Consider the following 23,755-nt stretch of genomic DNA (forward strand, 5'->3'; position numbering starts at 1 on the left):
TAAGCCCCCTATATGTACAAATATATTTTTTTAGTGTGTGCGGGCATGTTAGCGGTTTGCGCGAAAGCGCAAACTGTTAGCAGTCCCGACAAAAGCATTACGGTAACATTAAATGTTAACGCGGGTAAACCTGTGTACTCAGTAACCCGCAAGGGAGAGCCGGTTATAGCGGCGTCAGCCTTAGGTATTGATCAGAGCAACGGCAACTTTTACAGCGGTTTAAAGCTCAAATCATCAAAAAGCAGTATGGGCGGACAAATGTATTCCATGGTGAACGCCAAAAAGCACCACATTAACTACAAATATAGTGAGCGTGTTTACAGTTTGCTTAATGCCGCAGGTAAGCAAATGGACGTAATCTTCCGGGTATCAGATGACGGTGTGGCTTTTCGCTATTATTTTCCTGATGGCGGCAAAAACGATGCGGTGATCAACAAGGAATTTACCGAATATCACTTTGCCCCTGCCACAAAAACCTGGCTGCAACCTAAAGCCGAACCGAAAAGCGGCTGGGAACACACCAATCCATCATACGAAGAAAATTATGATCAGGATGTTACCGCAGGTAAATCCGCTAAAAACGGCTGGATCTATCCTGCACTATTTAAAACCGGTAATAACTGGGCGCTTATAACAGAAGCCGGACAAGACGGAAGCTATTGTGGTACTACGTTAAAAAACGATTCGGGAAGCAGCAAATATAAGATCGGCTTTCCTGACGCGCGCGAAATTTACACCGGTAGAGACCTGCTGCCTAAAAACGTAACCTATACGCCTTGGCGGGTAATTACTATCGGCAGTTTGAAAACCATTGTTGAATCGACCCTGGGTACCGATGTTGCGCCACCGGCTATTTCGCTTAAAGATACATCAATAGTTAAACCAGGTAAAGCGGCCTGGAGCTGGATCATGAGTAAGGATGATTCGATTACCTACACCGAGCAAATACGCTATGTTGATCTGGCCAATAAAATGAACTGGCAATACTGCCTGGTTGACGCAGACTGGGACAGGAAAATAGGTTACGATAAAATAAAGCAACTGGCCGACTACGCAAAAACCAAAAACGTGGGCATACTATTATGGTACAATTCTGCAGGCCCGTGGAATACCGTAAAATACACACCCAAGGATAAGTTGCTCACCCACGAGGAGCGTGAAAAGGAATTTACCCGCTTGAAAGAAATGGGTATAAAGGGTGTAAAAATTGACTTCTTTGGTGGCGATGGACGCTCCATGATTCAATATTATATAGATATATTGAACGATGCTGCCGCCCATGGTTTGCTGGTGAATTTTCACGGCGCGACCTTACCACGCGGATGGGCTCGCACCTACCCCAACCTGATGACTACCGAGGCGGTAAAAGGCTTTGAGATGGTAACCTTTGGCCAGGGTGATGCTGATAAACAGGCCAATCATTGTGCTATGCTGCCGTTCACACGCAACGCGTTTGATCCGATGGATTTTACGCCAATGAACCTCTATAAAATACCTACACAGGTAAAGCGCAAAACTACCAGTGGATTTGAACTGGCTACAAGCGTGGTATTCCTGTCGGGCATCCAACATTATGCCGAGTCGCCTGAGGGCATGTCGCACCAACCGGAGTATGTAGTATCATTTCTGCAAAACCTGCCTAACTATTGGGATGATGTACGCTTTGTTGACGGCTACCCGGGTAAGTACGCGGTTATAGCGCGCAAAAGCGGCAACAAGTGGTACATAGCAGGTATTAACGGCGAAAATGACGGCAAAGAAGTTACCATCAACCTGAAAGATTTTAAAGCCACCAAAGCTAAACTAATTGCAGATGGCGCGGAACCACTAACCTTTACGGAAAGCAACGTACCTACCAACAACCCGGCAAAGATTACTATGAAAGGCAATGGCGGCTTCGTGATCGTACTGGAATAAAAATTTGAAACAACTTATTTAATACTTAATATTAACATGATCGATTTAAAAACACTTGAGGTTTGGTTTTTAACCGGAAGCCAGCATTTGTATGGCGAGGAAACGCTGAACCAGGTTGCCGAGCACTCTAAGCAGTTAGCTGCCGCGCTTGACGGTGCCGGCCAGATACCGGTGCGCGTGGTTTACAAACCTACTGTAAAAACTACTGAAGAAATTTACGCTACTATACAGGAAGCCAACGTTGCCGAAAACGTGATCGGTATCATCACCTGGATGCACACTTTTTCGCCTGCTAAAATGTGGATTCGTGGCCTGAGTATTCTTAAAAAACCGATGCTGCACCTGCATACTCAATTTAACCGCGATATTCCATGGAGTTCAATTGACATGGATTTTATGAACCTGAACCAAAGCGCGCATGGCGACAGGGAATTCGGCTTCATGGTTTCGCGTATGCGTAAAAACCGTAAAGTGGTTGTTGGTCACTGGCAGGATGAAGAAGTACTGACCCAAATTGGTTCATGGACCCGCGCCGCCGCAGGCTGGCACGACTGGCAGGGCGCTAAATTTGCCCGTTTTGGCGACAACATGCGCTATGTGGCGGTAACCGATGGCGACAAAGTTGAGGCCGAACTGAAATTTGGTTTCGCGGTTAACAGCTATGGTATTGGCGATCTGGTAGCTTTGATAGATGGCGTTAGCGAAGATGCTATCAACAAGCTGTTAGACGAATATGAAAGCACCTATACCCTTGCCGATGATTTAAAACGCGGTGGGGCAAAGCATTCATCAGTATACGAGGCTGCTAAAATTGAGCTCGGCTTGCGCAAGTTTTTAGAGGACGGCAAGTTCAAAGGCTTTACCGATACGTTTGAAGACTTGCACGGCATGGTACAATTGCCGGGGCTTGCCGTACAACGTTTATTAGCTGATGGCTATGGCTTTGCCGGTGAGGGCGACTGGAAAACCGTTGCGCTTGTGCGTGCCTTTAAGGTAATGGGCAGTGGCCTGCCAGGTGGCAATGCTTTTATGGAAGATTATACCTACCACTTTGACCCGAACAACGCGCTGGTTTTAGGCTCGCACATGCTGGAAGTTGATGCTTCATTAGCAAGTGGTAAAGCAAGTTTAGAGGTGCACCCGTTGGGTATTGGCGGTAAAGCCGACCCTGCAAGGCTGGTATTTAACGTAGCCGGAGGCGCGGCATTAAACGCATCGTTAATTGATATGGGCAACCGTTTCCGTTTGTTAGTGAACGAGGTTGAAGCCGTTGAACCGCAAAACGATCTGCCTAACTTGCCGGTAGCCCGTGTATTATGGAAACCATTGCCGGATATGAAAACCGGCTGTGCCGCGTGGATTTACGCCGGCGGCGCGCATCATACCGCCTACAGCCAAAACCTTACTGCCGAAATGATACAGGATTTTGCCGACATGGCCGATATTGAGTTTTTACGCATAGGCAAAGGCACAACTATTGAAAGTTTCCGTAACGAGCTTCGCTGGAACGAAGTAGCTTACAAATAATTATATTAGCAGGCCGGCATTTCAGGATGGGATTTTGAGTGCCGGCCTTTTTACCAATTTTTTAACCCTAATTTTTTATGAGTAAATTCTCAACTATTGATATCGTTGTGTTCGTTATCTACTTCGTGTTGGTAACAGGCTACGGTATATGGGTATACCGCCTTAAACGCAACAAGGGCGTATCCGATTCAAAAGACTTTTTCCTGGCCGAGGGATCGCTCACGTGGTGGGCTATCGGTGCTTCGCTCATCGCCTCCAACATTTCTGCCGAGCAATTTATCGGCATGAGTGGTAACGGCTTTGTGGTAGGTATTGCCGTTGCGGCTTACGAATGGGTGGCTGCCATCGCGCTCATTATCGTAGCTGTTTGGTTTATCCCGGTGTATCTTAAAAACAAGATATTCACCATGCCGCAGTTTCTGCAAACCCGGTATAACGAAACGGTGAGCTTAATTATGGCTATCTTCTGGCTGTTTTTATACGTATTTGTAAACCTCACTTCCATTCTTTACCTGGGTGCGCTTGCTATTGATAACATTGCCGGCGGTGGTTATTTCCACCTTATTATCATCGTAATGGCAATCTTCGCCTTGGTTATTACTTTGGGTGGTATGAAAGTGATCGGTTTTACCGATGTTATACAAGTGCTGGTATTGATAATAGGCGGTTTAGCTACCACCTACATCGCGCTGACATTGGTGAGCGAAAAATTTGGCTTAGGCAAAGATGTATGGGGCGGCTTTACCGCGATGATGAAAGACGCTCCGGATCACTTTAAAATGATCATTGAAAAACCAAAACCGGGTGCATCTCAAAGCGACATTAATAAATACCTGATGCTGCCGGGCATTGCCATGTATTTTGCAGGCCAGTGGATTGTGAACCTAAACTATTGGGGCTGTAACCAATACATTACCCAGCGCGCTTTAGGTGCCGACCTGAAAACAGCACGTACGGGTATTTTATTCGCAGGTTTCCTGAAGTTAGGTATGCCCGTAATTGTAATGTTGCCTGGTATTGCCGCCTATGTATTATACAAAAACGGTGGTATACAAGCTGAAATGGCACCCGGTGGCCACTTTAATGCAGACAATGCTTACTCGGCTATATTAGGCTTTTTACCTACGGGATTAAAAGGCCTTTCATTGGCAGCACTTACAGCAGCTATTGTGGCATCACTTGCGGGTAAGGCAAATAGTATTTCAACCATTTTTACACTGGATATTTACAAGAAGTATATCAACAAAGAAGCAGGCGAAAAGAAACTGGTAATTGTTGGCCGTATCACCATTTTTGCGGCAATGCTGCTTTCCATCCTTTTAACCTGGAAGGATTTGCTGGGTATTGGCGGTGAGGGTGGTTTTACTTTTATCCAAAAATATACGGGCTTTATTAGTCCGGGTATATTTGCCATGTTCCTGCTGGGTATGTTTTGGAAACGCACTACCGGCGCGGCGGCTATCGCGGGTATACTTACCGGTTTCGGAATGTCGGTATTGTTCAATAACTATGCTCCTAAGCTATTTGGTAACGAAACCTTATTGTATACCGCATATCCTAACGGCAAGGGCGGTTATGAAATACCGTTCCTGATTTGCATGGGCTTATCGTTCTTATTCACCATGATCGTGATGATACTAATAAGTCTTCGCGGCCCTAAGGTGAACCCGAAAGCATTTGTGCTGGATACCTCAATGTTCAAGGTTGCCCCTTCAACATTGGCTCTTATTGTATTAACCCTATTAATGATAACAGCACTTTACGTGCGCTTCTGGTAAAATTTTGTTCCGTTTAATAATCGAGAGGCAGTCCCTGTATATCAGGGCTGCCTTTTTTAGTTTACGCTCGGTTTATTCCATGTTTGTGCCGGTATTACCGGGTTTATGCGGAAGTTTGAATATTGCGTAGATAGCCGCTGTTTACCGGTCGTGTTCAACTCGTTATAAGGCATCAGGATGCCATCCGTCTGCCTGAAATCTGAATAAACAGTTGTTAGCGGCACCTTAGTCGCCATATCGCCCGAGGCCGACATTTCACCTTTATCATTTATAATAAAAGCATATCGCTTGCCATTCTGCATACAAACTATTGCCGTGCCTGCCTTGCCGGATTTAACGTTCTCTACCGTTAGCGCTTCTATCTCTGATTTTCGCAAACCTAAAATTCCGGTATAAAAGGATGTACGCATTTCATTAACCCGTGCACTGGAAAGCGCTGCGGTTTTACCGCCCTGCCACTCCCAGCCGCTATTACCGTCCAATTGCTGTACCTGTAATAATTTACCCTCTTTGCTCATCTCCAAACGCAGCCGCTCAACGGCAACGTCAACATAACCGGTAACTGTTATGCCTTGTAAGGTTGCCTCAAAGGTGAGTGTCTTGATATTATCGAGCTTAGCACCGCCATGTATTGCATTAGCTTTCAGCAATAATGCTTTTGCATCGGCTGTTTTTGTTGCCGCTTCATTGCTTAAGCTGCTGTTTGTGGCAGATCTTTCTCTTTTGCTTGCAGATGACGACGATTTGGATCTTTCAGCGGCCATCTCTTTTTCATCTTTCATGAAATAGATATCGCCATCAATAACGGCCATCACCGGTTTCTCAGACGCGCGATAGTAAAAGGAGTGCACTTGTGTTTTGCCGTCATCAAAAGTAAGCGTAAGCACGCCCTTGTTTATTTTATAGGTACCTGCGCCGCCTTTTTTATTGGTTCCGCCACCGCCTATACCCTCACCGGCTATTACGGATGTATTTTCGCTATTGGTGCTAAAACGGCCTTTGCCATCAAAGTACAGTCCGCGGGTGGATGAAGTGCCAACATAAGTTGTACCTGTACCGATGCCGCCCATGCTGGTCATATTTGTAAATTTCAGGAATCCCTTTGGCACACTGTTATCCATAGGTTGCTTCAGGAGGAAAAAGCTTCCCGCATCTATCCTATCGCTGCTCGCAATGTCATAGTCAGATACGTCACCATCCGCACTGTACTTAAGCGTTAGCTTTTTACCTGAAATGCTATATCGCCCGGTAGTTCGCTTTTGCCAGTCGGGTTTGTCGAGCTCGTCATTAAACGTTCCGTCAGGCCTGAAAAGGTAAACCTCATCAATGCGGTTCATGCCGCCACCCGGTGTTACCGAGGGCATGAGTTTTACCCCGGCGTAAACGCCATTTAATGTTTTAGTTTGGCCATTTACAACATCAGCAAATAGCAATGTGCACCACACTATTATTGTAAATCTGAGGATCCGCAAATATGTCATGCCTGTTTAACAATAACATTTACCACCTTGTTTAGGCAAATAAATTAATTAACACTGTAAGTGCGTTTCCTCAGATCATATTAACTTCGCAATGTTTTTATGAAGAGAATAATTAAACATCACGCCAAAAGAGCCAGATACATCATCTATAAAGAAACACTCGTTGATTTTAAAGAGCATCTGTGGACATTCATTGGCTCGTTTCTCGGCATTGGTATTGTAGGCTTTTTAAACAGCCAGTACTTCACCGCTTATGATAATCTTTTCCTGATCGGCTCATTTGGCGCGTCGTCAGTATTAATTTACGGTGCGATTGATAGTCCGCTGGCACAACCGCGTAACTTAATTGGCGGGCATGTAGTTTGTGCCATTATCGGGGTAACTGTGCATAAATTCATTCCAAATGAGCTATGGCTCAGTTGCGCGTTATCAGTGTCATTTTCAATTGTTGCCATGCAGATCACCAAAACGCTGCATCCACCTGGTGGCGCGACAGCGTTAATTGCGAATATCGGCTCAGCCAAAATAAAGGCGTTGGGATATTTCTATGTACTTAGCCCAGTGCTTTTAGGGGTACTCGTGCTATTTGTTGTTGCGATGATATGCAACAATGCTACATCATACCGTAGCTATCCCAGAAATAAAGGATGGTATAAGATATGGCTCCGTAAGTATAATTAGGCTTGCCTCTTAATCACAGCTATCAGATAGAATAAAATCAATCGGCTATAATTATAACGTTACGGAACAGAAATAAATTTATATTTGCGCCACGTTCCCGTAGTTCAATGGATAGAATGTCAGATTCCGGTTCTGATGATATGAGTTCGAATCTCGTCGGGAACACTATAAAGTCTTTTTACATCGGTAAAAGGACTTTTTTATTTACTGGTGTATGCTTAATTAATAAGCTATAAAAGGTATTGGTTCGGCTAATATATCATTACCGCTTAAATCTTCATATATACAGAGCATGTGGTCGGTATCTATTACCCATTGTTTTACACCTGCAGCGGCAGCCTGCTCACAAAAAGTATTAAAATCAGTTTGGCCCTGCTGATGAATGGTGATCACTTGGCGCAATTCATTCGGTGAAGCCTCAGCGTTTATCATTTTTGGCTCGTAAATAGCCGATGCCGACACCTGATATCCATTGTCTCCGTAATATATTGTAGAGCCATCAATAACGCTATACACGTAACGCTTTAGGCCTAACCTTTTTATCGTTTGAATATAAAGCGGAAAATCGGCACCGCTTTTAACCTGGGCGTGTGCCGCCTGCATCTGCTGTAAAGTGAACATGTTTTATTAGTAATTATTAAAAAATGTAGCGCAAACTCAATTATTATATAAATATAAAAATTTATGAATGGTAGTTTATTGAACTAAGTTTATTTGGCTGGCGGTTAAACCAACATAATAAATTATGTTCTTAACTGTACAAATCAACCGAACCATGAACACCATATTCAAACGCAAACTCTTTCTAACATTAGTATTGGCTATAACTATGTGCAGCTTTAGCAAAGCACAAAACAATATTAAGATAGATGCCGACTTATCACGCGGTGCTGTCCGCATTAATTCGGTTTACCTGGCGGATGCAGGTGTGACTGTTTACATTGACAACCTTGGCCGCCTGCGAGATGTTTATGCGGATGCCGCCGACAATTATTATGACCCGACGCATACCGACGATACTTTTACTTTCGGCGAAGTGGAATACTATCCGCACGATTATATCTTTGATGAGTTAAGTGACCGTTTAAAACGCATAGGCAATTTAAACATCACTTATTACGACCGTTTTAGTTGGGATGAGCTGCGTGGCAAGATCAAATCAATAGGCAGCATAAACTTTACCTATTACGACCGCTTTGGATGGGACGAAACCAAAGGGCTGATCAAATCAATCGGCAATGTAAACATTACTTATTATGATCGTTTTGGCCGAGATGAGGATAAGGGAAAGATTAAAAGCATAGGAAATACCTCATTTACCTACGTTGGACAGGCTGTTCAGGTTAACGGTTACGACAAAAACGGAGCGCTAAATCTTCGCCGTTCAGCCGCGAGACAATCCGCCTTTGCTGATTGACCTTTATCCGGCAGCTAACACAATCTCTTAAGTTTTATGCAAATACTTTGGGCCTTTTTGTAATTTAGCGAAAACTTTATCTGTCATGTTAAAAAAATATTCCCTTCGCGCCATTACTTTATTGATCCTGGTATTAACTTTTGCATCATGCAAAAAAGAAACCGTTATCATACGGGAAGTAGTAAAAGAGGAAGAACCTGAGCCGGAGGAAAAACAAATTACCGCTTATAAGGATGTTGTAGAAAAACTCTTAGGGCGTTGGAAGGTAGACGAGATATTTTTTGATTATAAAGACGAAAACGATAAGGTTGTTTTTAAATCATCCACAATCGGCTGGGGATACTTAACGTTTTATGATAACGGAAAAGTTTTTATGGTATCTGACCGACTTAATACAGGCGGTTACACTACTGAGGACTATGGTTTAAAAAAACCGGCGGACAAGTATATTTTAAGTATACGATATTTCAAAGTGATGACTGGGGTTGGTTCGACAAATGCCTCATTACAAATAGAAAGTTTTACAGAAAACAGGATTTCATTTACTGACCAGTACGCCGATGTATATTATTATGATCAATATAACGTGCTTAAAACGGCTAAAACTGTAGCTATTCATTTCACGGTTAATCGTGTTTATTAGTATTGTGCTGCAATTATCAACACCAGCCAATCAACAGCGAACCCAAAAAGTCAAATGATTTTTTGATAGTTTCGCCCCCATGATCAATGTTCTTGAAAACCCGGCTTGGCATGCGCTGCTAACGGGTAATGCACCGCTTGCCATTGGCAGCGAAAGAGTAAAGTTTTTTGATGAAGAGGTATCACCGTTTGTTGGCTTGGTGAGCAATACCACAGATAATTTTACCGAATTAGCCGACCTATTGCCTCACGAGCGTGTTTGCGTTTTTATTGATCCGGCACAAATCTCCGTTCCCGCCCCTTGGCAGGTTTTAAATTGCGTGGAGTGTTATCAAATGGTTTTTAGCGGTAAGGCTGTAAAAATATCTGCCGGCGAAGTCGCGGTAGTCGATTTAACCGATGAGCATATTCCGCAAATGTTAGCCCTGACGCAAGCAACCAATCCGGGCCCGTTCTCGCAGCAAACTATCCGGTTCGGGCATTATAAAGGCATTTTTGATGGTGATAAACTGGTAGCCATGGCCGGCCAAAGGCTTACCCCGTCGCCATACGCCGAACTAAGCGCTGTTTGTACCCATCCGGATTATTTGGGCAGGAGTTACGCCAAACTGTTGTTAATGAGTCAGATTGAACGGTTGTTAAAATCCGGCGGTGTACCATATCTGCATGTAAGGCATGATAATGAACGGGCCATCGGTGTTTATAAAAGTTTAGGATTTACCGCAACGCGCAAACTGTTTTTCCATGTCATAAAAAAAGCTAAAACGTAATCAGCATCCGCCGCTTGCTAAAATTGGTAAAAGATTTCTTTTACCGTCACAAAAACTTAATGCAAAAGGTGATTGTTAAGGCTTTCAAAAGCTAAAAAAACTCGCCATATTAGCAACTCTGCTGGCTTTGTAGCTTATTTGAACATTGCTTATAGTTTAACATCCAAAAACATCACCATATGCAGGAAATTGATCCTATCATTCTTGAAAAAGTTAACACCTGGCTCGAAGGTAATTATGACGAGCAAGTAAAACAGGATATCCGCAAACTGCTTGACGATAAAGCTTACACAGAGCTTACCGACTCGTTTTATAGAGACCTTGAATTTGGTACAGGCGGCCTGCGCGGCATTATGGGCCCGGGTTCAAACCGTATTAATAAATACACCATTGGCTCGGCTACGCAAGGCCTGGCTAACTACCTTAAAAAAACCTACCCGAACGAGCAGGTTAAGGTAGCCATTGCGCACGATAGCCGTAATAATTCTGATCTATTTGCGCGTATTACCGCTGAGGTATTTTCGGCCAACGGCATATACGTTTACTTTTTTGAGGCACTGCGCCCTACGCCTGAACTGTCTTTCGCTATACGTACATTAGGTTGCAAAAGCGGAGTAATGCTTACCGCGTCGCATAACCCGAAAGAGTATAACGGTTATAAGGCTTATGGTGAAGATGGTGGTCAGTTTGTATCTCCTGCCGATAAAGCCGTGATGGACGAGGTTGCAGCCATTAAAAGCATCGATGAAGTTAAATTTGAGCGTGTAGAAAGCAATATCGAGTTGATAAGCACGGCCATTGACGAGCAGTACCTGAAAAAGATAGTTACCCTATCGGTATCGCCGGAAGCCATCAAACGCCAAAAGGACCTGAAGATAGTTTTCTCGCCTATACATGGCACGGGCATCACACTGGTGCCAAAAGCGCTGGAGCTGTTCGGTTTTGAAAACGTGGTATTGGTTGAGGAGCAGTCAACACCTGACGGTAATTTCCCGACTGTGGTTTACCCTAACCCGGAAGAAAAAGAGGCCCTTACCCTCGCCCTTAAAAAAGCTCAGGAAGTGGATGCCGACCTCGTGCTGGCAACCGACCCTGATGCGGACCGTGTAGGTATCGCTGTAAAAAATACGGATAACGAATTCATCCTGCTTAACGGTAACCAAACCGGCAGTATGCTGATCAATTACCTGCTGACTGCCTGGCAGGAGAGCGGTAAATTAACAGGTAACGAGTATATTGTTAAAACCATTGTAACTTCAAACCTGATTGAAGCCATTGCCCGCGAGAAAGGTGTTACCTACTATAACACCTTAACCGGCTTTAAATACATTGGCGAGCTAATGACAAAGTTTGAAGGCCAGCAAACCTTTATTGGTGGCGGCGAGGAGAGCTATGGTTACCTGGTAGGTGAGTTTGTACGCGATAAAGACGCCGTTGTATCAGCAGCATTTATTGCCGAGATGACTGCATACTATAAAGACAAAGGCAGCAGCCTGTTTGAAGCGTTGCTGGATACCTATATCAAATACGGTTTCTATAAAGAAAAACTAATCTCCATTACCAAAAAAGGCAAAACCGGTGCCGAGGAGATCAAGGCTTTGATGGAAAAATTCCGCGACAACCCGCCGGAAACCCTGGGCGGCTCAAAGGTAATTACATTAAAGGATTACGAATTGCGTGTGGAAACTGACCTGACTACTAATACTACTACACCTATTGAATTGCCTAAGTCGGACGTGTTACAATTTATTACCGAGGATGGCAGTATCATTTCGGCACGCCCATCAGGCACCGAGCCCAAAATTAAATTTTACTGCAGCGTAAATGGCAAGCTTGAAAGTAAAGAAGCCTTTAAGCAAACTGATGAAAAACTGGAAGCGAAGATTGACGCTATAATGAACGATCTGGGCGTATAACCATAAAAGACTATAAATTTTTAAGGCATTTGCTTAATTGCAGGTGCCTTATTTTTTAAAACGAAATATTTTATATTTACACACAAACCAATTTCTGATTTTCTTTTTCGCCACACATGATAGAAATGGATGAAGCAGCCGGTATAGGCAATACGGATTCTGCAATTATTAACGGATTGCCCGTGGCTGTTTACATTTGCAATAACGAAGGCCTGATCACCACCTACAACCCACTTGCCGAGCAACTCTGGACGAACAAGCCTGTACTTGGCAAAACACGCTGGCTCGGTGCTGTTAAAACCTATACGCTTGATGGCACGTCGGTATCGCCCGGTGAAAGCTTACCAGCACATAGCATTTTAACACAAACCGATACACCAGCACAACAATTTATAATAGAGAGGGCAGATGGCAGCCGCAAATATATCAACCATCATACATCACTTATTCGCAATCGCCAAGGATCAGTTACCGGCGTTATTAATACGCTGATTGATATCACCACACAAAAAGAGGATGAAGGCAAACAGGCTATGCTGGCAGCTATAGTAACTTCGTCTGAGGATGCCATTATCAGCAAAACCCTTAATGGTACTATAACCAGTTGGAACCATGCTGCCGAAAAGTTATTTGGCTATACCGAACAGGAAGCAATTGGTAAGCCAATCACCATGCTGATACCTGAAGAAAGGCTAAACGAGGAAGACCACATTATTAATCAGGTACGCAACAGCCAGGTAGTTGAGCATTTTGAAACGTTTAGGCGACATAAATCAGGGCGGCTTTTACCGCTTTCGCTCACTATATCGCCCGTTAAGGATACCAGTGGCAACATCATCGGCGCATCAAAAACAGCGCGCGACATCAGCAAGCAAAAGCTGGCCGAGCAGCAACTGCAGCATTATGCGCAAAACCTGGAGATACTGAACTCTTTCGGCAAAACTGTAGCGGAAAATCTTGATGTACAGAGCATCCTGCAAAAGGTTACCGATGCCACCACGCAACTAACCGGCGCTGAATATGGCGCATTCTTTTATAATAAGCTAAACGAGAATGGCGAGGCTTATATGCTCTACACCCTCTCCGGCGCGCCAAAAGAAGCTTTTGAGAAGCTGGGCATGCCGCGCAATACCGATGTGTTTAAAACAACCTTCCGGGGCGAAGGTATTATCCGGGTTGATGACATAACTAAAGATGCCAGATACGGAAAATATGCCCCCCATCATGGAATGCCGAAAGGGCATTTACCGGTAACGAGCTACCTTGCCGTACCTGTAATATCTAAGAACGGCAGTGTGATTGGTGGATTATTATATGGCCATAGCCAACCCGCCATGTTTACGCAGGAGCATGAGCAACTGGTTGATGGCATAGCGGCGCAAGCAGCAATAGCCTTGGACAATGCTAAGTTATATGAAGAGATCAGGATAATCAACGCCCGCAAAGATGAGTTTATAGGCCTTGCCAGCCATGAATTAAAAACACCGGTAACTACCATTAATGGCTATTTGCAAATAATAGAAAGATCATTAGCAGGAACCGATCGCAACGCCACTTTTATTACCAAGGCACGGGTACAGGTGGGTAAGTTGAGCAATCTCATTTCTGATCTGCTTGATGTTTCCAAGATCATTACCGGTCAGTTACCGTTATCATACGCCGAATTTGATTTAAAAGATTTACTGGCGGAGTGCACCGAGGTTATGCAGCAAACCTGCACTACGCACAATATAACCGTTGAACAGCCTGAAGAGCCCATTATTGTTAATGCCGATCAGCAGCGTATTGAGCAGGTTATCGTCAACCTGTTATCAAACGCCATTAAATATTCGCCGCAGGCTAACGAGGTCCTCGTTAAGCTAAACCACCATAACGGACAAGCCACTATCTCCGTTCAGGATTTCGGTATGGGGATCGATCCTAATGATCAAAAGCACATCTTTTCACGTTTTTACCGGGTGGAGCATGTGGCAGCGCATATATCCGGGCTGGGTATAGGCTTATACATCTGCAACGAAATCATCAACCGGCATCGCGGCCAACTTTCGGTAAACAGCCGGTTAGGGCATGGCGCTACCTTCTCTTTCCAAATCCCTTTAAACTAAAAAGCCCCGGAGGTTATCCGGAGCTTTTATGTATTTATTCTTTTGTGATATCTTTAAACAATTGTGGTACGGTGCCGTAGGTAGGTAGTTGGCCATTCCACTTCTCTATCATACGAGTTTGTACCAGTAACGGTGTAAGGCTTTGCTGTCTTAGCTTGTTAGCTTCAGATTCGGCGCGCGCTTTAATTAATAGCGCGGCCGCTTCACCTTCGGCTTTAGCCTTACTTACCTGCGCTTCGGCAATGGCTTGCTTGGCTTCGTTCTCCGCCTTTAAGCGTGCTTGTATTGAGGCGTTCTTTTCATCGATCATCCTTCTTAATGACGCCGGCGGCGTAATGGCCGATGTAAGCTGATCATACACAAAACCATCTTTGGCCAGGTTTTTAGTAAGGAGCATCTGTATTTTATCCTCAAAACGCTCACGGTTACTCATTACGCTGTCTGAGGTAAAGCTGTTGGCCACAATACGATAAGCATCATAAATGGTATTGCGCATAAATTGCTGCTCAATTTCGCCAAGCGGCTTGCGGTATTGCCTGTAAATTTGCGGTACCAGGTTAGCGTTAACATGGTAATTCAGCTTAGGGTCTACCTGAAACTCGGCAGCATCCTTAGTGGTGATTACAAACGGCTCATAATCCACGTTTTGCGTGTAGGTCGGGAACTCCACGATCTTTGTAGTCCATGTGTTGTACCATACACGACCGGTAACAATGGTAATATTGTCCACTCCCCTGTCGCTACCATACAGGTTAATTTTTATGCCTACGTTACCGGCATCAATGTTTTCGTAAGTAAAAGGTTGAATAAACAGGGCTACAACAAGTACAATCACTACCCCGCCAATGCGAAACACGCGTTTAAGGTTATTAGGTTCCATTAAAAAAGTAAAATATAATTATCAAGTTAGTTTGCGGTATATGTAACGAATGATGTAAGCTACGAATAACAACCCTACCAGCGCCTGAAATATACCAATGCCCACATATAAATTGCTCGGCTTTGATATGTTTGCTGCCGCCCAGGAAAAGAATAACGTAGCAAGTATTACATCTGCAACAAGGATCAGAATGTGCTTCATATGTAAAAATACAGTTTCGTTTTTTATAAAAAAATGGTTATTGCGTATATTTACATGTGTTTTTTCTGTTTTCATAGAAACACATAACAACCAAGCCGGGTCCCGCCTGACCCGGCTTATTTTTTAGATAACCACTCGGGCCCAATGTTACAGTATTAATAAAAAACCTGCCTGTTATAAGTTAAAATCGTTAATTTGGGCTAAGCACCAATGCACATTATTACATGACCTACTGCTTAGGAATAAAAGTTAAGGAAGGGCTGGTGGCCATAGCCGATACCCGTATTACCTCAGGTACTGAAACTACCAACAAAAAGAAAGTCACCATTGAACAGCGTGACGGTTTTTCGCTTTTTATAATGACCAGCGGCCTGCGCTCTGTACGTGACAAGGCCATGGTTTACTTTAACGAGTTGCTGGATACTCAAGAGTTTAATAAGTTATACAAAGCCGTAAATGCCTTTGGCGAGCAGGTGAAGCGGGCGGCATTAGAAGATGGCGCCGCGCTGGAGAAAGCCGGTTTCAAGTTTGACCTTAACACCATAATCGGCGGCCAGCTAAAGGATGATGCCGAACATAAGCTATACCTACTTTACCCGGAAGGTAATTGGGTTGAACTCGGGCAAGGCGCGCCATATGTAGTAATCGGCAATTCGGGCCATGGTAAGGCGATATTAAACCGGGTACTCAGCGAAAGCTCCAGTATGAGGCTTGCACTTAAAGCCGGTTTTTTATCGTTTGATTCAACCCGCGTAAGCTCTAACAATGTTGACTACCCGATTGATGTGGTACTGTATAAAAAAGACAGTTATGAACTGGTGGAACAACGCTATGAGGCGCGCGACCTGGATGCCATATCAGCACAATGGGATGACGAATTGAAAAACGCCCTGATAAACGTATCGGAAGATTGGATGAACGTTGCCTTTGATAAATTACCTTCCGAAAACAAAAACACTCCTTAAGCCATTACCCCAATATGAAATTTAAAGTACAGGCTGAAATGACCTACACGGCAAATACAGCCGGTACGCTTATATTGAATATAAACGCCCTGAACAACGCTACGCAAAGCGTAGTGGCTGAAGAGTTAAGGGTTACGCCTGAGATGGACGAGGAAGAGTTGAAAGACATCGCCGGTGAAAACCGCCTGATCCGCATGCAGATAAGCGAGCCCTGCAATATCGATATCAGCTATCATGCTACTGTTGATAACGGCTGGCGCCTCGTTGATATGAGCGGAATCAAGGAAACACCTGTACATCAACTACCTCCTGAAGTATTAACTTATTTGCATCCAAGCAGGTATTGCCAGTCCGATAAGCTATTCAGGCTTGCACATAATATGTTTGGCGATATCGATAACCCATTTGTGACTGTGATTAATATGGTGGAGTGGATATACACCAACATACAATACCTCAGCGGATCAACCAACTCAGAGACATCAGCTTTTGATACGGTTACCGAACAGGCCGGCGTTTGCCGCGATTTTGCGCATTTGGGCATCGCGCTTTGCCGTGCACTTACCATCCCCGCGAGATATTTTACCGGATATGCTTACAAACTTCATCCGGCAGATTTTCATGCCTGTTTTGAAGCTTATATAGGCGGCAGCTGGATATTATTTGATGCTACGAAACTCGTACCGCTTAACGGTATGGTTAAATTGGCTACCGGCCGCGATGCTGCAGATGCGGCATTAGCCAATATATTTGGCGATATAATTTTTAACACCATGCTGGTTAACTGTACACTTGCCGACGATGCCTTTAAGCCGTTTTACTATACTTCTGGCAGTCTGCAAGGCATCAGCTATAGCTAAAGTTAAAAGGAATACTTGTTTTTGGGCAGTCGCCTGCTTGTAATTTTATAATGAATGAAGTTGATAAGCAACACCGCCCAGCAAATCAGTAAGCCAAAAAACTCACGTGCTTCTTCAATCCAGGGTTTGGCGGCCTTCATTGTTTGTACCAGGCTTTCCTCATCGTGTTGTGTTACCCAATCTATTACGCCATTACTGTCAAACACTTTGTAAATGGCATAAGCCAGGTAACCGGCAAGCCCTATGTAATACATCACCGGATAATACTTACCCCTGAAGGCTAACAAGCATACCAGTGCCGCATACAAATAAAGCGGCACCCACAAATACGGATCGGGATCATTGTACTGCAACGCTGCGGAAACTATGAACAACACAATAAATATACTATTGAAGATCTTCATACTGTAAAATTTGGAAGGCTTACTCCTGACCGTCAGGCACAAAATTTATCTCATCATTTTTATCAAAGGCTATATAAGCGCGCTTCCACGGGTCATTGCCCAGCATCTTCCAGCGGTGTGCCGTTCCGGTGGTATCCAGGGCGATGAGCACCTCGCCGGGTGATAGCGTAAATGTTTCGCCTAAGCGCGTTTCAAATTCAAGCGTACCGGTGAGCGTAATTACATATTGTTCGGTAGGCGCGTTATGCCAATCGTACGATGAACCCGGCGCGGTTTCGCGAAAGCGTATGCTTCCTGCCCGGTGTAATTCATTTTCAACCAAAGTTCCCTTTATAAAATGCGAATGCCCGTCATCCCCGGTATAGAGTTTAATAGCTCTTATCATGCCTGTAATATTACTAATTGCTAAAGTACAATAATACCGCAAACTTAAGCATGGCAACAGTTGTTGATTACAATTATCGTATATGAACACAGTGGCACAACAACAACGCGGACTCCAATGGGGCGCGCTTATTATCAGCATAGCAATAACGCTGGCAATAGGTTTTACGGCATCGTATTTTACACGGCCCGAAATTCCCGGATGGTATGCGGATTTACAAAAACCGTCGTTCAGCCCGCCCAACTGGCTCTTTGGCCCGGTATGGACAACGCTTTACATTATGATTGGCATAGCCGCTTACCTGGTATGGCAACGCCGAGATGGCAGCGCCGCTTACGCTAAAGCGCGTAACGTTTACATCGTTCAGCTTGTGCTTAACTTCTGCTGGTCGCTGGTGTTTTTTGGCTTGCACCAAATGCTGGGTGCGTTTATCGTGATCATTATGTTGCTTGTAAGTATTATTGGCTGCATAATATGCTTTTCACGCTTCAGTAAAGCGGCGGCCTGGCTGCTTGTACCTTACCTTTTATGGGTAAGCTTTGCCTCGGTGTTGAATTTTAGTATTTATTTGCTTAACAAATAGCGCAAAACACTATTTTTAGTTGCCGAAACCAGTTAGGCTGCACACATGAAAAAACTATTACTTCTCTGCATAGCATTATTAGCGTTTACTACCTCATTTGCTGATACGATATCAATAGATCACTTTGCCATTGTAGAGAATCCCTTTGCACAGGATGAAGTTGCGGTGCAGGCTACCGACTCGTTAGGCAAGGTGCGCGAGGATATTAATGGCACCTTCAACTTTACGATGAATGGTTTTAATGAGACGCTGCAGTTTGATAAAGGCACCGCTTTTTACCGCCATAAAATTGATAAGTCGACCTTTTTGTATGCTAAGCATGTAAACGATAACGGTACACATTCTATACTGTACTACGTTTATAAAAACGGTAGCAAATTGGCGCCGTGGCATATAAGCTGGGTATTGCTGCTTGCCATACCTTGCGCGCTGATATTATTAGCTTATATGTTTAAGCGTTTTATTATCATCGCGGTAATCATATTTATAATCTTCTTTTACTTTAACCACCATAATGGTTTAAGCATGGGCCGCTTTTTTGAAAGTATTGTTGATGGCCTGAAAGGATTGTTTTAAACAGTTTCAATTTAGAATGGCAGCCCGACACCAAAGTTTAGCTGCATAAAACTGTATCCGTCGCCCAGAATGTTGCCATCCTTATCGACACCGGTTTTGTTGGCCTCTTTGTAAGCCCGCTTAAAGTCGCCTGTACGGAACAGTTCATCGCCATGTTTAATCAGCACCCATTGGTCTGACCCGCTGAACTGCGGGTCCTTAAACTTAAGGCCGATATCAAAACGGAATACAAAAAATTGCAAATCAAAACGGAGGCCTGTACCAATACCAATGGCCGTCGAGTTCCACAGGTTACCTAAACGGAATTCGCCATTCGGGCTCTCTTCCTGCTTTTTTAACCGCCAAACGTTACCAAAATCCATAAAGAACGCGCCTTTTAACTTTGAGCCAAAGAAGTTATTGGCCAGCAGATAACGATATTCCGCATTACCTACAATCTTCACCTCGCCTACCTGGTCAATGTAACGTAATTGGCTGCGTAGGGTATCGGCAATGGCGTTGCTGCCGTAGCTGGCACGGTTAAACTGCCCCGGCCCCAACGTACGCGGCAGCCAGGCACGTATATCGTTTGCACCGCCGGCGTAAAAGTTTTTTTCGAATATCAGTTCATCGCTATTACCATAAGGTATACCAACGCCCGGGTTTATACGGAAAATAAACTGCCGCTCGTGCGAGAAGGTACGGTATAAGCGCAGATCTATTTCAGTTTTTGCGTACTGCGCATAGTTGTAGCCAAACAGCGTACGGCGGCCGGTACTATCAGGTTTGGTATTGAACACATGGCTCAACAGACTAAACGCATTGCCGCCCACATCAAGGCTACCTCTGAAATACAGGAAGTCGGTAAGCCAGTTCAATTTGTTGGCATTCAGCTGATATGTATACTGACTACCTGAAGTAAGTATAGTACGCCCGATAAGGTAGATATACGAGAACCGGTTTTGACTGAGCAGTAAACGATACGCCGTTGGATCAATGGTACCGCGCGAAAACTCGATGAACAAAGGCGTAACGGTATGGCGCTTGTCCGGCGTTTCAAAAAAATCGTAAGTGATGGAGTTAACAAAACTTTGCCGCTTTACCAGGCCTTTCTGATAAAACAACTGGTAGTTACTGGCAAAGGTAGTATGGGGCACACCATATTTACCCAATATAGGCGCCGTAAAAGGTAATATCAACCTTGGATAACTTAGGCTTAAACCTACCTTGAAATCCTGGTTTTCAATACTACCGCGAGACGCGGAGTTGCTTCCGTTATCAAATAAAACGCTCCAGTTTATTTTAAGCTGCAGTATAGCTGCCTGCTTAAACATATTACGATTGGTAAAGGTGTTACCAATATTATAACCATAACGGCCGCTGCTAAAAAGGAACTCGCCCTCAATACGGTCGTTCATACGTTTTAATGGAATGATGTCTATCCGGGTATCAAGGCGGTTACTGCTATCAGCAAGTTTAGTATACGTAGGGTTGGGTACGTTACGGAACACGTTCAGTTCAGACAAACGAGCTGTGGTGAGTTGCTGACGATCGATATCATATAATTCACCCTTTTTCTGGAACACATAATCGGTCACAGTACGCGGTTTAAAACGGCCGGAATAATCAACAAACCTGAATTGCGTATCTACCTGCAAAGTGTCGGCCTGCCCGGTTGCACGGCCTGTGCTGCGTGCAATAGTGATCAGCGTATTGTTGATCTTATAAATTGGATGCTCTTTTTTCCCCGGTGGGTTATCGATAATTATCTTAACATCAACCACACTGTTATTGTAAGTTGAATCGTAATCGTAGCTTATGTATTGGCGGTAAAAGTCGTAATAACCGTTACGTTTCATTACGGTGTAAAGCTCATCGCGGTCATACGCCAGGCTATCCCTGTCAAACCGGCTACCTTGTTTTACGTGCGCCTTGCCTTTATATCCATCGTATAAAGAGCGTACACGGGCATCGCCAATACTATCCTTATAATTACGCACATGGAACATTGGCCCCTGCTCGGCTGTAAATATCAGCTCTGCTTTCTTCTTTTTAATATGGATGCTATCGCTAACCTTGGCTTTTAGATAGCCTTTGTTCTGCAAGAATTTCTCCATTTGCAGGCGCGAGTATTCAACCAGGCTGCTATCCAATATGGCAGGTGGCTCCCCAATATTTTTTTTACCGTTTTTGCTAAAGAGATAATAAAATTGCAGGTTAAGCCAGTTATTTGGTTGCTGCTCCTTATCAACATAATTCAGCGCAAGGTCCTTATAATCATCATCAATGCCCTTAATGGTGATCTTACGCACCAGTGCCTGATCGTCCTTAAGTTTACGGGTTAAACTACAGCCCGAAGATATTATGAGCAAAAGAATGGTTAATATTGTAAGGCGATAATTAGCAGGGGGAATGTATGCTTTCAAAATCTCAGATCAATTTATTAAAATCCTTACAACATAAAAAGTTTCGTACCGAGCATGGCGTGTTCCTTGTTGAGGGCCACAAATCGGTTAATGAGTTTGCCAATTCGCACTATCAGATTGATACGATCTTCCAAACGTATACTTCCGACCCAAAATTGCTGAATTTATCGCAAAAAATAAACAGTCAGCAAATATCCCTTAATGATCTTGAAAAAATCAGCTCGTTAAAAACGCCGCAGGATGTAGTAGCACTGGTAAAAATACCTGATTGGCCCGCACTTACTAACCAAAGCCTAAGCAAAAAGTTTTCAATTGTTTTAGATGGCATACAAGACCCCGGTAACCTGGGCACCATAATACGCACAGCCGACTGGTTTGGAATTACCGATGTTATCTGCTCTTCAGATACTGCTGACGCTTATAACCCCAAAGTAGTACAAGCCAGCATGGGCTCGTTATCGCGCATAAAGGTACACTATGTTAATATTGAAGCCTTTTTAAAACAAACCCAATTGCCCGTATACGGCGCGCTGCTAAACGGCAATAATATTTATAGTACGAACTTTGGCGATGAAGGATTAGTAATTATGGGTAACGAGGGTAACGGCATCAGGCCATCGATTGAACGATTAATACAAAAAGCAATAACCATCCCAAGGGCCGGGCAGGCTGAATCACTGAACGTTGGCATAGCTACGGCCATATTTTGTTCAGAAATAAAAAGAAATACATTGAAATAAAGTTGGTAGTCAATAAAAATATTTACTACTTTTGCGTTCCTTAAAAAATGGTCGGGTGGCCGAGTGGCTAGGCAGAGGTCTGCAAAACCTTTTACAGCGGTTCGAATCCGCTCCCGACCTCACAGGGTTATTAAAGTATTAAAAAATTAAGTATCATGGGCGTTACTCGTTTAAAAAGAAAAGATAGAAGAAATAAAACTTTCTCACGTTTGGAAGTTCAATTCCTGAAACTGGCTACTAACCTTCAACCAGGCAGCCGTTCAGCTCAGTCAACTAAAGATCAGTTAGCTAAAAACAACGAAGTTTTAGCAAGCCTGAGCAAATAAGTAAAAGATATCTTATTGAAATAAAAAAATCCTGTTGGTTATACCGACAGGATTTTTTTGTTGATACGCTTTATCAATCCCGGCCCCTCGTATATAAAGCCGGTATATAACTGCACCAGCGAAGCGCCAGCGTTCAGCTTTTCTATAGCGTCATCAGCAGAGTGTATACCTCCTACTCCGATAATCGGAAATGCGCCGTTTGATTTTTTATGCAGGTAAGCGATTACTTCCGTTGATCGTTTAGTTAAGGGCTTTCCGCTTAATCCGCCTGTTTCGGCTTTGTGCTTACCGGTCAATCCTTCACGGCTGATGGTTGTATTAGTGGCAATAACGCCTGCAATTCTTGTTTCGGTAACAATCTCCACAATATCATCCAACTGCTCGTCAGTCAAATCCGGCGCAATTTTTAACAGGATTGGTTTGCTGACACCGCCTTTGTTATTACGCTGTTGCAACGTGTTCAAAATCTGCATCAACGGCTCTTTTTCCTGCAGAGCACGCAGGCCGGGTGTATTAGGCGAACTAACGTTCACCACGAAATAGTCAACCACATCAAAAAGCCTGTCGAAACATTTTATGTAATCGCTTACGGCATCCTCGTTAGGCGTAACCTTATTTTTACCGATGTTACCGCCGATAATTACACCCTCCTGCCCCTTTGGTCGGTTTTTACGATAGGCGGCCAAACGCGCAGCAACCACATCAACACCCAGGTTATTAAAACCCATACGGTTAATCAACGCCTCATCGGGCGGCAGGCGGAACATACGCGGTTTTGGATTGCCCGGCTGCGGCAAGGGTGTTACAGTACCCACCTCAACAAAACCGAAACCCAGGTTAGCCATTTCGGCTATTACTTCACCATTTTTATCAAAACCGGCAGCAAGGCCAATAGGGTTGATAAATTTTAAGCCGAATACTTCCTTTTCCAGTCGCTGATCCTTCATATCCCAGGTGGCGCGACTAACAGCCGCCCCACCCGGAAATTTATTGAACCTGCGCAGGTTGCGGGTAACAAAATAATGTACCTTCTCCGGATCGAACTGAAACAGCAATGGCTTGAGTAAACTATACATGCCGCAAAGGTATGTATTATAGTGAAAGGTGATTGGTGAATAGTGATTTTAGTAGCCAATTACACCACACGTTAAAAAGTCCTCCCCATTGGGGAGGATTTAGGTGGGGTTTCGTATCTT

23 protein-coding genes and 2 tRNA genes are annotated in these 23,755 nt (G+C 44.0%); 17 read left to right on the forward strand and 8 right to left on the reverse strand.

The annotated features are described in order from the left end of the window. Positions 1-45: 45 nt before the first annotated feature. The 3 genes from LT679_RS13335 to LT679_RS13345 all read left to right on the forward strand — a co-directional run bounded on the left by LT679_RS13335 (position 46) and on the right by LT679_RS13345 (position 5,222). Positions 46-1,917, forward strand: coding sequence for a glycoside hydrolase family 97 protein (locus LT679_RS13335; protein WP_232178102.1), 1,872 nt, complete (start codon positions 46-48; stop codon positions 1,915-1,917). Between the two features lie 36 nt (positions 1,918-1,953). Then, complete coding sequence (gene araA / locus LT679_RS13340) at positions 1,954-3,444, forward strand: L-arabinose isomerase (RefSeq protein WP_232178103.1); 1,491 nt, start codon at positions 1,954-1,956, stop codon at positions 3,442-3,444. Between the two features lie 77 nt (positions 3,445-3,521). Further along, positions 3,522-5,222 (forward strand): sodium/sugar symporter, encoded by a 1,701-nt coding sequence (locus tag LT679_RS13345; RefSeq protein WP_232178104.1) that lies wholly within the window; start codon positions 3,522-3,524, stop codon positions 5,220-5,222. A 56-nt stretch (positions 5,223-5,278) separates the two neighbouring features. Here LT679_RS13345 and LT679_RS13350 read toward each other — a convergent pair whose 3' ends face one another. Next, complete coding sequence (locus LT679_RS13350; RefSeq protein WP_232178105.1) at positions 5,279-6,586, reverse strand: hypothetical protein; 1,308 nt, start codon at positions 6,584-6,586, stop codon at positions 5,279-5,281. 216 nt (positions 6,587-6,802) lie between these two features. Here LT679_RS13350 and LT679_RS13355 point away from each other — a divergent pair, with 216 nt between their 5' ends. Beyond that, positions 6,803-7,384, forward strand: a complete 582-nt coding sequence (locus LT679_RS13355) for an HPP family protein (RefSeq protein ID WP_232178106.1) — start codon at positions 6,803-6,805, stop codon at positions 7,382-7,384. Positions 7,385-7,477: 93 nt separating this feature from the next. Further along, positions 7,478-7,549: transfer RNA gene (locus tag LT679_RS13360), tRNA-Arg, on the forward strand. A 57-nt stretch (positions 7,550-7,606) separates the two neighbouring features. Here LT679_RS13360 and LT679_RS13365 read toward each other — a convergent pair. Next, entirely contained in the window at positions 7,607-8,005 is a 399-nt protein-coding gene (locus LT679_RS13365; RefSeq protein WP_232178107.1) for a DUF1398 domain-containing protein, read from the reverse strand. A 154-nt stretch (positions 8,006-8,159) separates the two neighbouring features. On the opposite strand from LT679_RS13365, the gene LT679_RS13370 reads away from it, so the two are divergent. The 5 genes from LT679_RS13370 (at position 8,160) to LT679_RS13390 (ending at position 14,234) form a co-directional block, all read left to right on the forward strand. Further along, entirely contained in the window at positions 8,160-8,801 is a 642-nt protein-coding gene (locus LT679_RS13370) for a hypothetical protein (protein WP_232178108.1), read from the forward strand. A gap of 85 nt (positions 8,802-8,886) precedes the next feature. After that, entirely contained in the window at positions 8,887-9,444 is a 558-nt protein-coding gene (locus tag LT679_RS13375; RefSeq protein ID WP_232178109.1) for a hypothetical protein, read from the forward strand. A gap of 79 nt (positions 9,445-9,523) precedes the next feature. Continuing rightward, a complete protein-coding gene (locus tag LT679_RS13380; protein ID WP_232178110.1) occupies positions 9,524-10,213 on the forward strand; it encodes a GNAT family N-acetyltransferase in 690 nt (229 codons plus the stop codon). Between the two features lie 179 nt (positions 10,214-10,392). After that, on the forward strand, positions 10,393-12,129 hold the full coding sequence (locus tag LT679_RS13385) for a phospho-sugar mutase (protein WP_232178111.1): 1,737 nt from the start codon (positions 10,393-10,395) through the stop codon (positions 12,127-12,129). Positions 12,130-12,245: 116 nt separating this feature from the next. Next, positions 12,246-14,234 carry a PAS domain S-box protein gene (locus LT679_RS13390; RefSeq protein WP_232178112.1) on the forward strand — a complete coding sequence of 663 codons (1,989 nt, stop codon included), beginning with the start codon at positions 12,246-12,248 and terminating at the stop codon, positions 14,232-14,234. A 34-nt stretch (positions 14,235-14,268) separates the two neighbouring features. On the opposite strand, the gene LT679_RS13395 is transcribed toward LT679_RS13390, so the two are convergent. Both LT679_RS13395 and LT679_RS13400 read right to left on the reverse strand, forming a co-directional pair. Beyond that, a complete protein-coding gene (locus tag LT679_RS13395; RefSeq protein WP_232178113.1) occupies positions 14,269-15,114 on the reverse strand; it encodes an SPFH domain-containing protein in 846 nt (281 codons plus the stop codon). Between the two features lie 21 nt (positions 15,115-15,135). Next, positions 15,136-15,315: a hypothetical protein gene (locus tag LT679_RS13400; RefSeq protein WP_232178114.1), complete on the reverse strand. Its 180-nt coding sequence runs from the start codon at positions 15,313-15,315 to the stop codon at positions 15,136-15,138. 224 nt (positions 15,316-15,539) lie between these two features. On the opposite strand from LT679_RS13400, the gene LT679_RS13405 reads away from it, so the two are divergent. Both LT679_RS13405 and LT679_RS13410 read left to right on the forward strand, forming a co-directional pair. After that, the gene (locus tag LT679_RS13405) at positions 15,540-16,280 is read left to right on the forward strand and encodes a peptidase (protein WP_232178115.1); all 741 of its coding nucleotides are present in this window, start codon (positions 15,540-15,542) and stop codon (positions 16,278-16,280) included. 14 nt (positions 16,281-16,294) lie between these two features. Continuing rightward, on the forward strand, positions 16,295-17,140 hold the full coding sequence (locus tag LT679_RS13410) for a transglutaminase-like domain-containing protein (RefSeq protein ID WP_232178116.1): 846 nt from the start codon (positions 16,295-16,297) through the stop codon (positions 17,138-17,140). 2 nt (positions 17,141-17,142) lie between these two features. Here the strand turns inward: LT679_RS13410 and LT679_RS13415 are convergent, their stop codons facing one another. Further along, complete coding sequence (locus LT679_RS13415) at positions 17,143-17,544, reverse strand: transmembrane 220 family protein (RefSeq protein ID WP_232178117.1); 402 nt, start codon at positions 17,542-17,544, stop codon at positions 17,143-17,145. Between the two features lie 19 nt (positions 17,545-17,563). Next, positions 17,564-17,929, reverse strand: a complete 366-nt coding sequence (locus tag LT679_RS13420) for a cupin domain-containing protein (protein WP_232178118.1) — start codon at positions 17,927-17,929, stop codon at positions 17,564-17,566. An 82-nt stretch (positions 17,930-18,011) separates the two neighbouring features. Between LT679_RS13420 and LT679_RS13425 the strand changes: the two genes are divergently transcribed. Together LT679_RS13425 and LT679_RS13430 are read left to right on the forward strand one after the other, a co-directional pair. Next, positions 18,012-18,512 carry a TspO/MBR family protein gene (locus tag LT679_RS13425; RefSeq protein WP_232178119.1) on the forward strand — a complete coding sequence of 167 codons (501 nt, stop codon included), beginning with the start codon at positions 18,012-18,014 and terminating at the stop codon, positions 18,510-18,512. A 45-nt stretch (positions 18,513-18,557) separates the two neighbouring features. Next, positions 18,558-19,088 carry a hypothetical protein gene (locus tag LT679_RS13430; RefSeq protein ID WP_232178120.1) on the forward strand — a complete coding sequence of 177 codons (531 nt, stop codon included), beginning with the start codon at positions 18,558-18,560 and terminating at the stop codon, positions 19,086-19,088. Positions 19,089-19,099: 11 nt separating this feature from the next. Here LT679_RS13430 and tamL read toward each other — a convergent pair whose 3' ends face one another. Further along, on the reverse strand, positions 19,100-21,439 hold the full coding sequence (gene tamL / locus LT679_RS13435; protein WP_232178121.1) for a translocation and assembly module lipoprotein TamL: 2,340 nt from the start codon (positions 21,437-21,439) through the stop codon (positions 19,100-19,102). Positions 21,440-21,483: 44 nt separating this feature from the next. Between tamL and LT679_RS13440 the strand changes: the two genes are divergently transcribed. The 3 genes from LT679_RS13440 (at position 21,484) to LT679_RS13450 (ending at position 22,559) form a co-directional block, all read left to right on the forward strand. Then, the gene (locus LT679_RS13440; protein WP_232178122.1) at positions 21,484-22,233 is read left to right on the forward strand and encodes a TrmH family RNA methyltransferase; all 750 of its coding nucleotides are present in this window, start codon (positions 21,484-21,486) and stop codon (positions 22,231-22,233) included. Between the two features lie 49 nt (positions 22,234-22,282). Next, a tRNA-Cys gene (locus LT679_RS13445) sits at positions 22,283-22,353 on the forward strand. Between the two features lie 35 nt (positions 22,354-22,388). Beyond that, complete coding sequence (locus LT679_RS13450) at positions 22,389-22,559, forward strand: spore protein (RefSeq protein ID WP_228950374.1); 171 nt, start codon at positions 22,389-22,391, stop codon at positions 22,557-22,559. A gap of 38 nt (positions 22,560-22,597) precedes the next feature. Here the strand turns inward: LT679_RS13450 and LT679_RS13455 are convergent, their stop codons facing one another. Then, positions 22,598-23,635, reverse strand: coding sequence for a quinone-dependent dihydroorotate dehydrogenase (locus LT679_RS13455; protein WP_232178123.1), 1,038 nt, complete (start codon positions 23,633-23,635; stop codon positions 22,598-22,600). Between the last annotated feature and the right edge of the window lie 120 nt (positions 23,636-23,755).

The sequence above is a fragment of the Mucilaginibacter roseus genome, assembly GCF_021215455.1.
In the GTDB taxonomy this organism is placed as follows: Bacteria; Bacteroidota; Bacteroidia; order Sphingobacteriales; family Sphingobacteriaceae; genus Mucilaginibacter; species Mucilaginibacter roseus.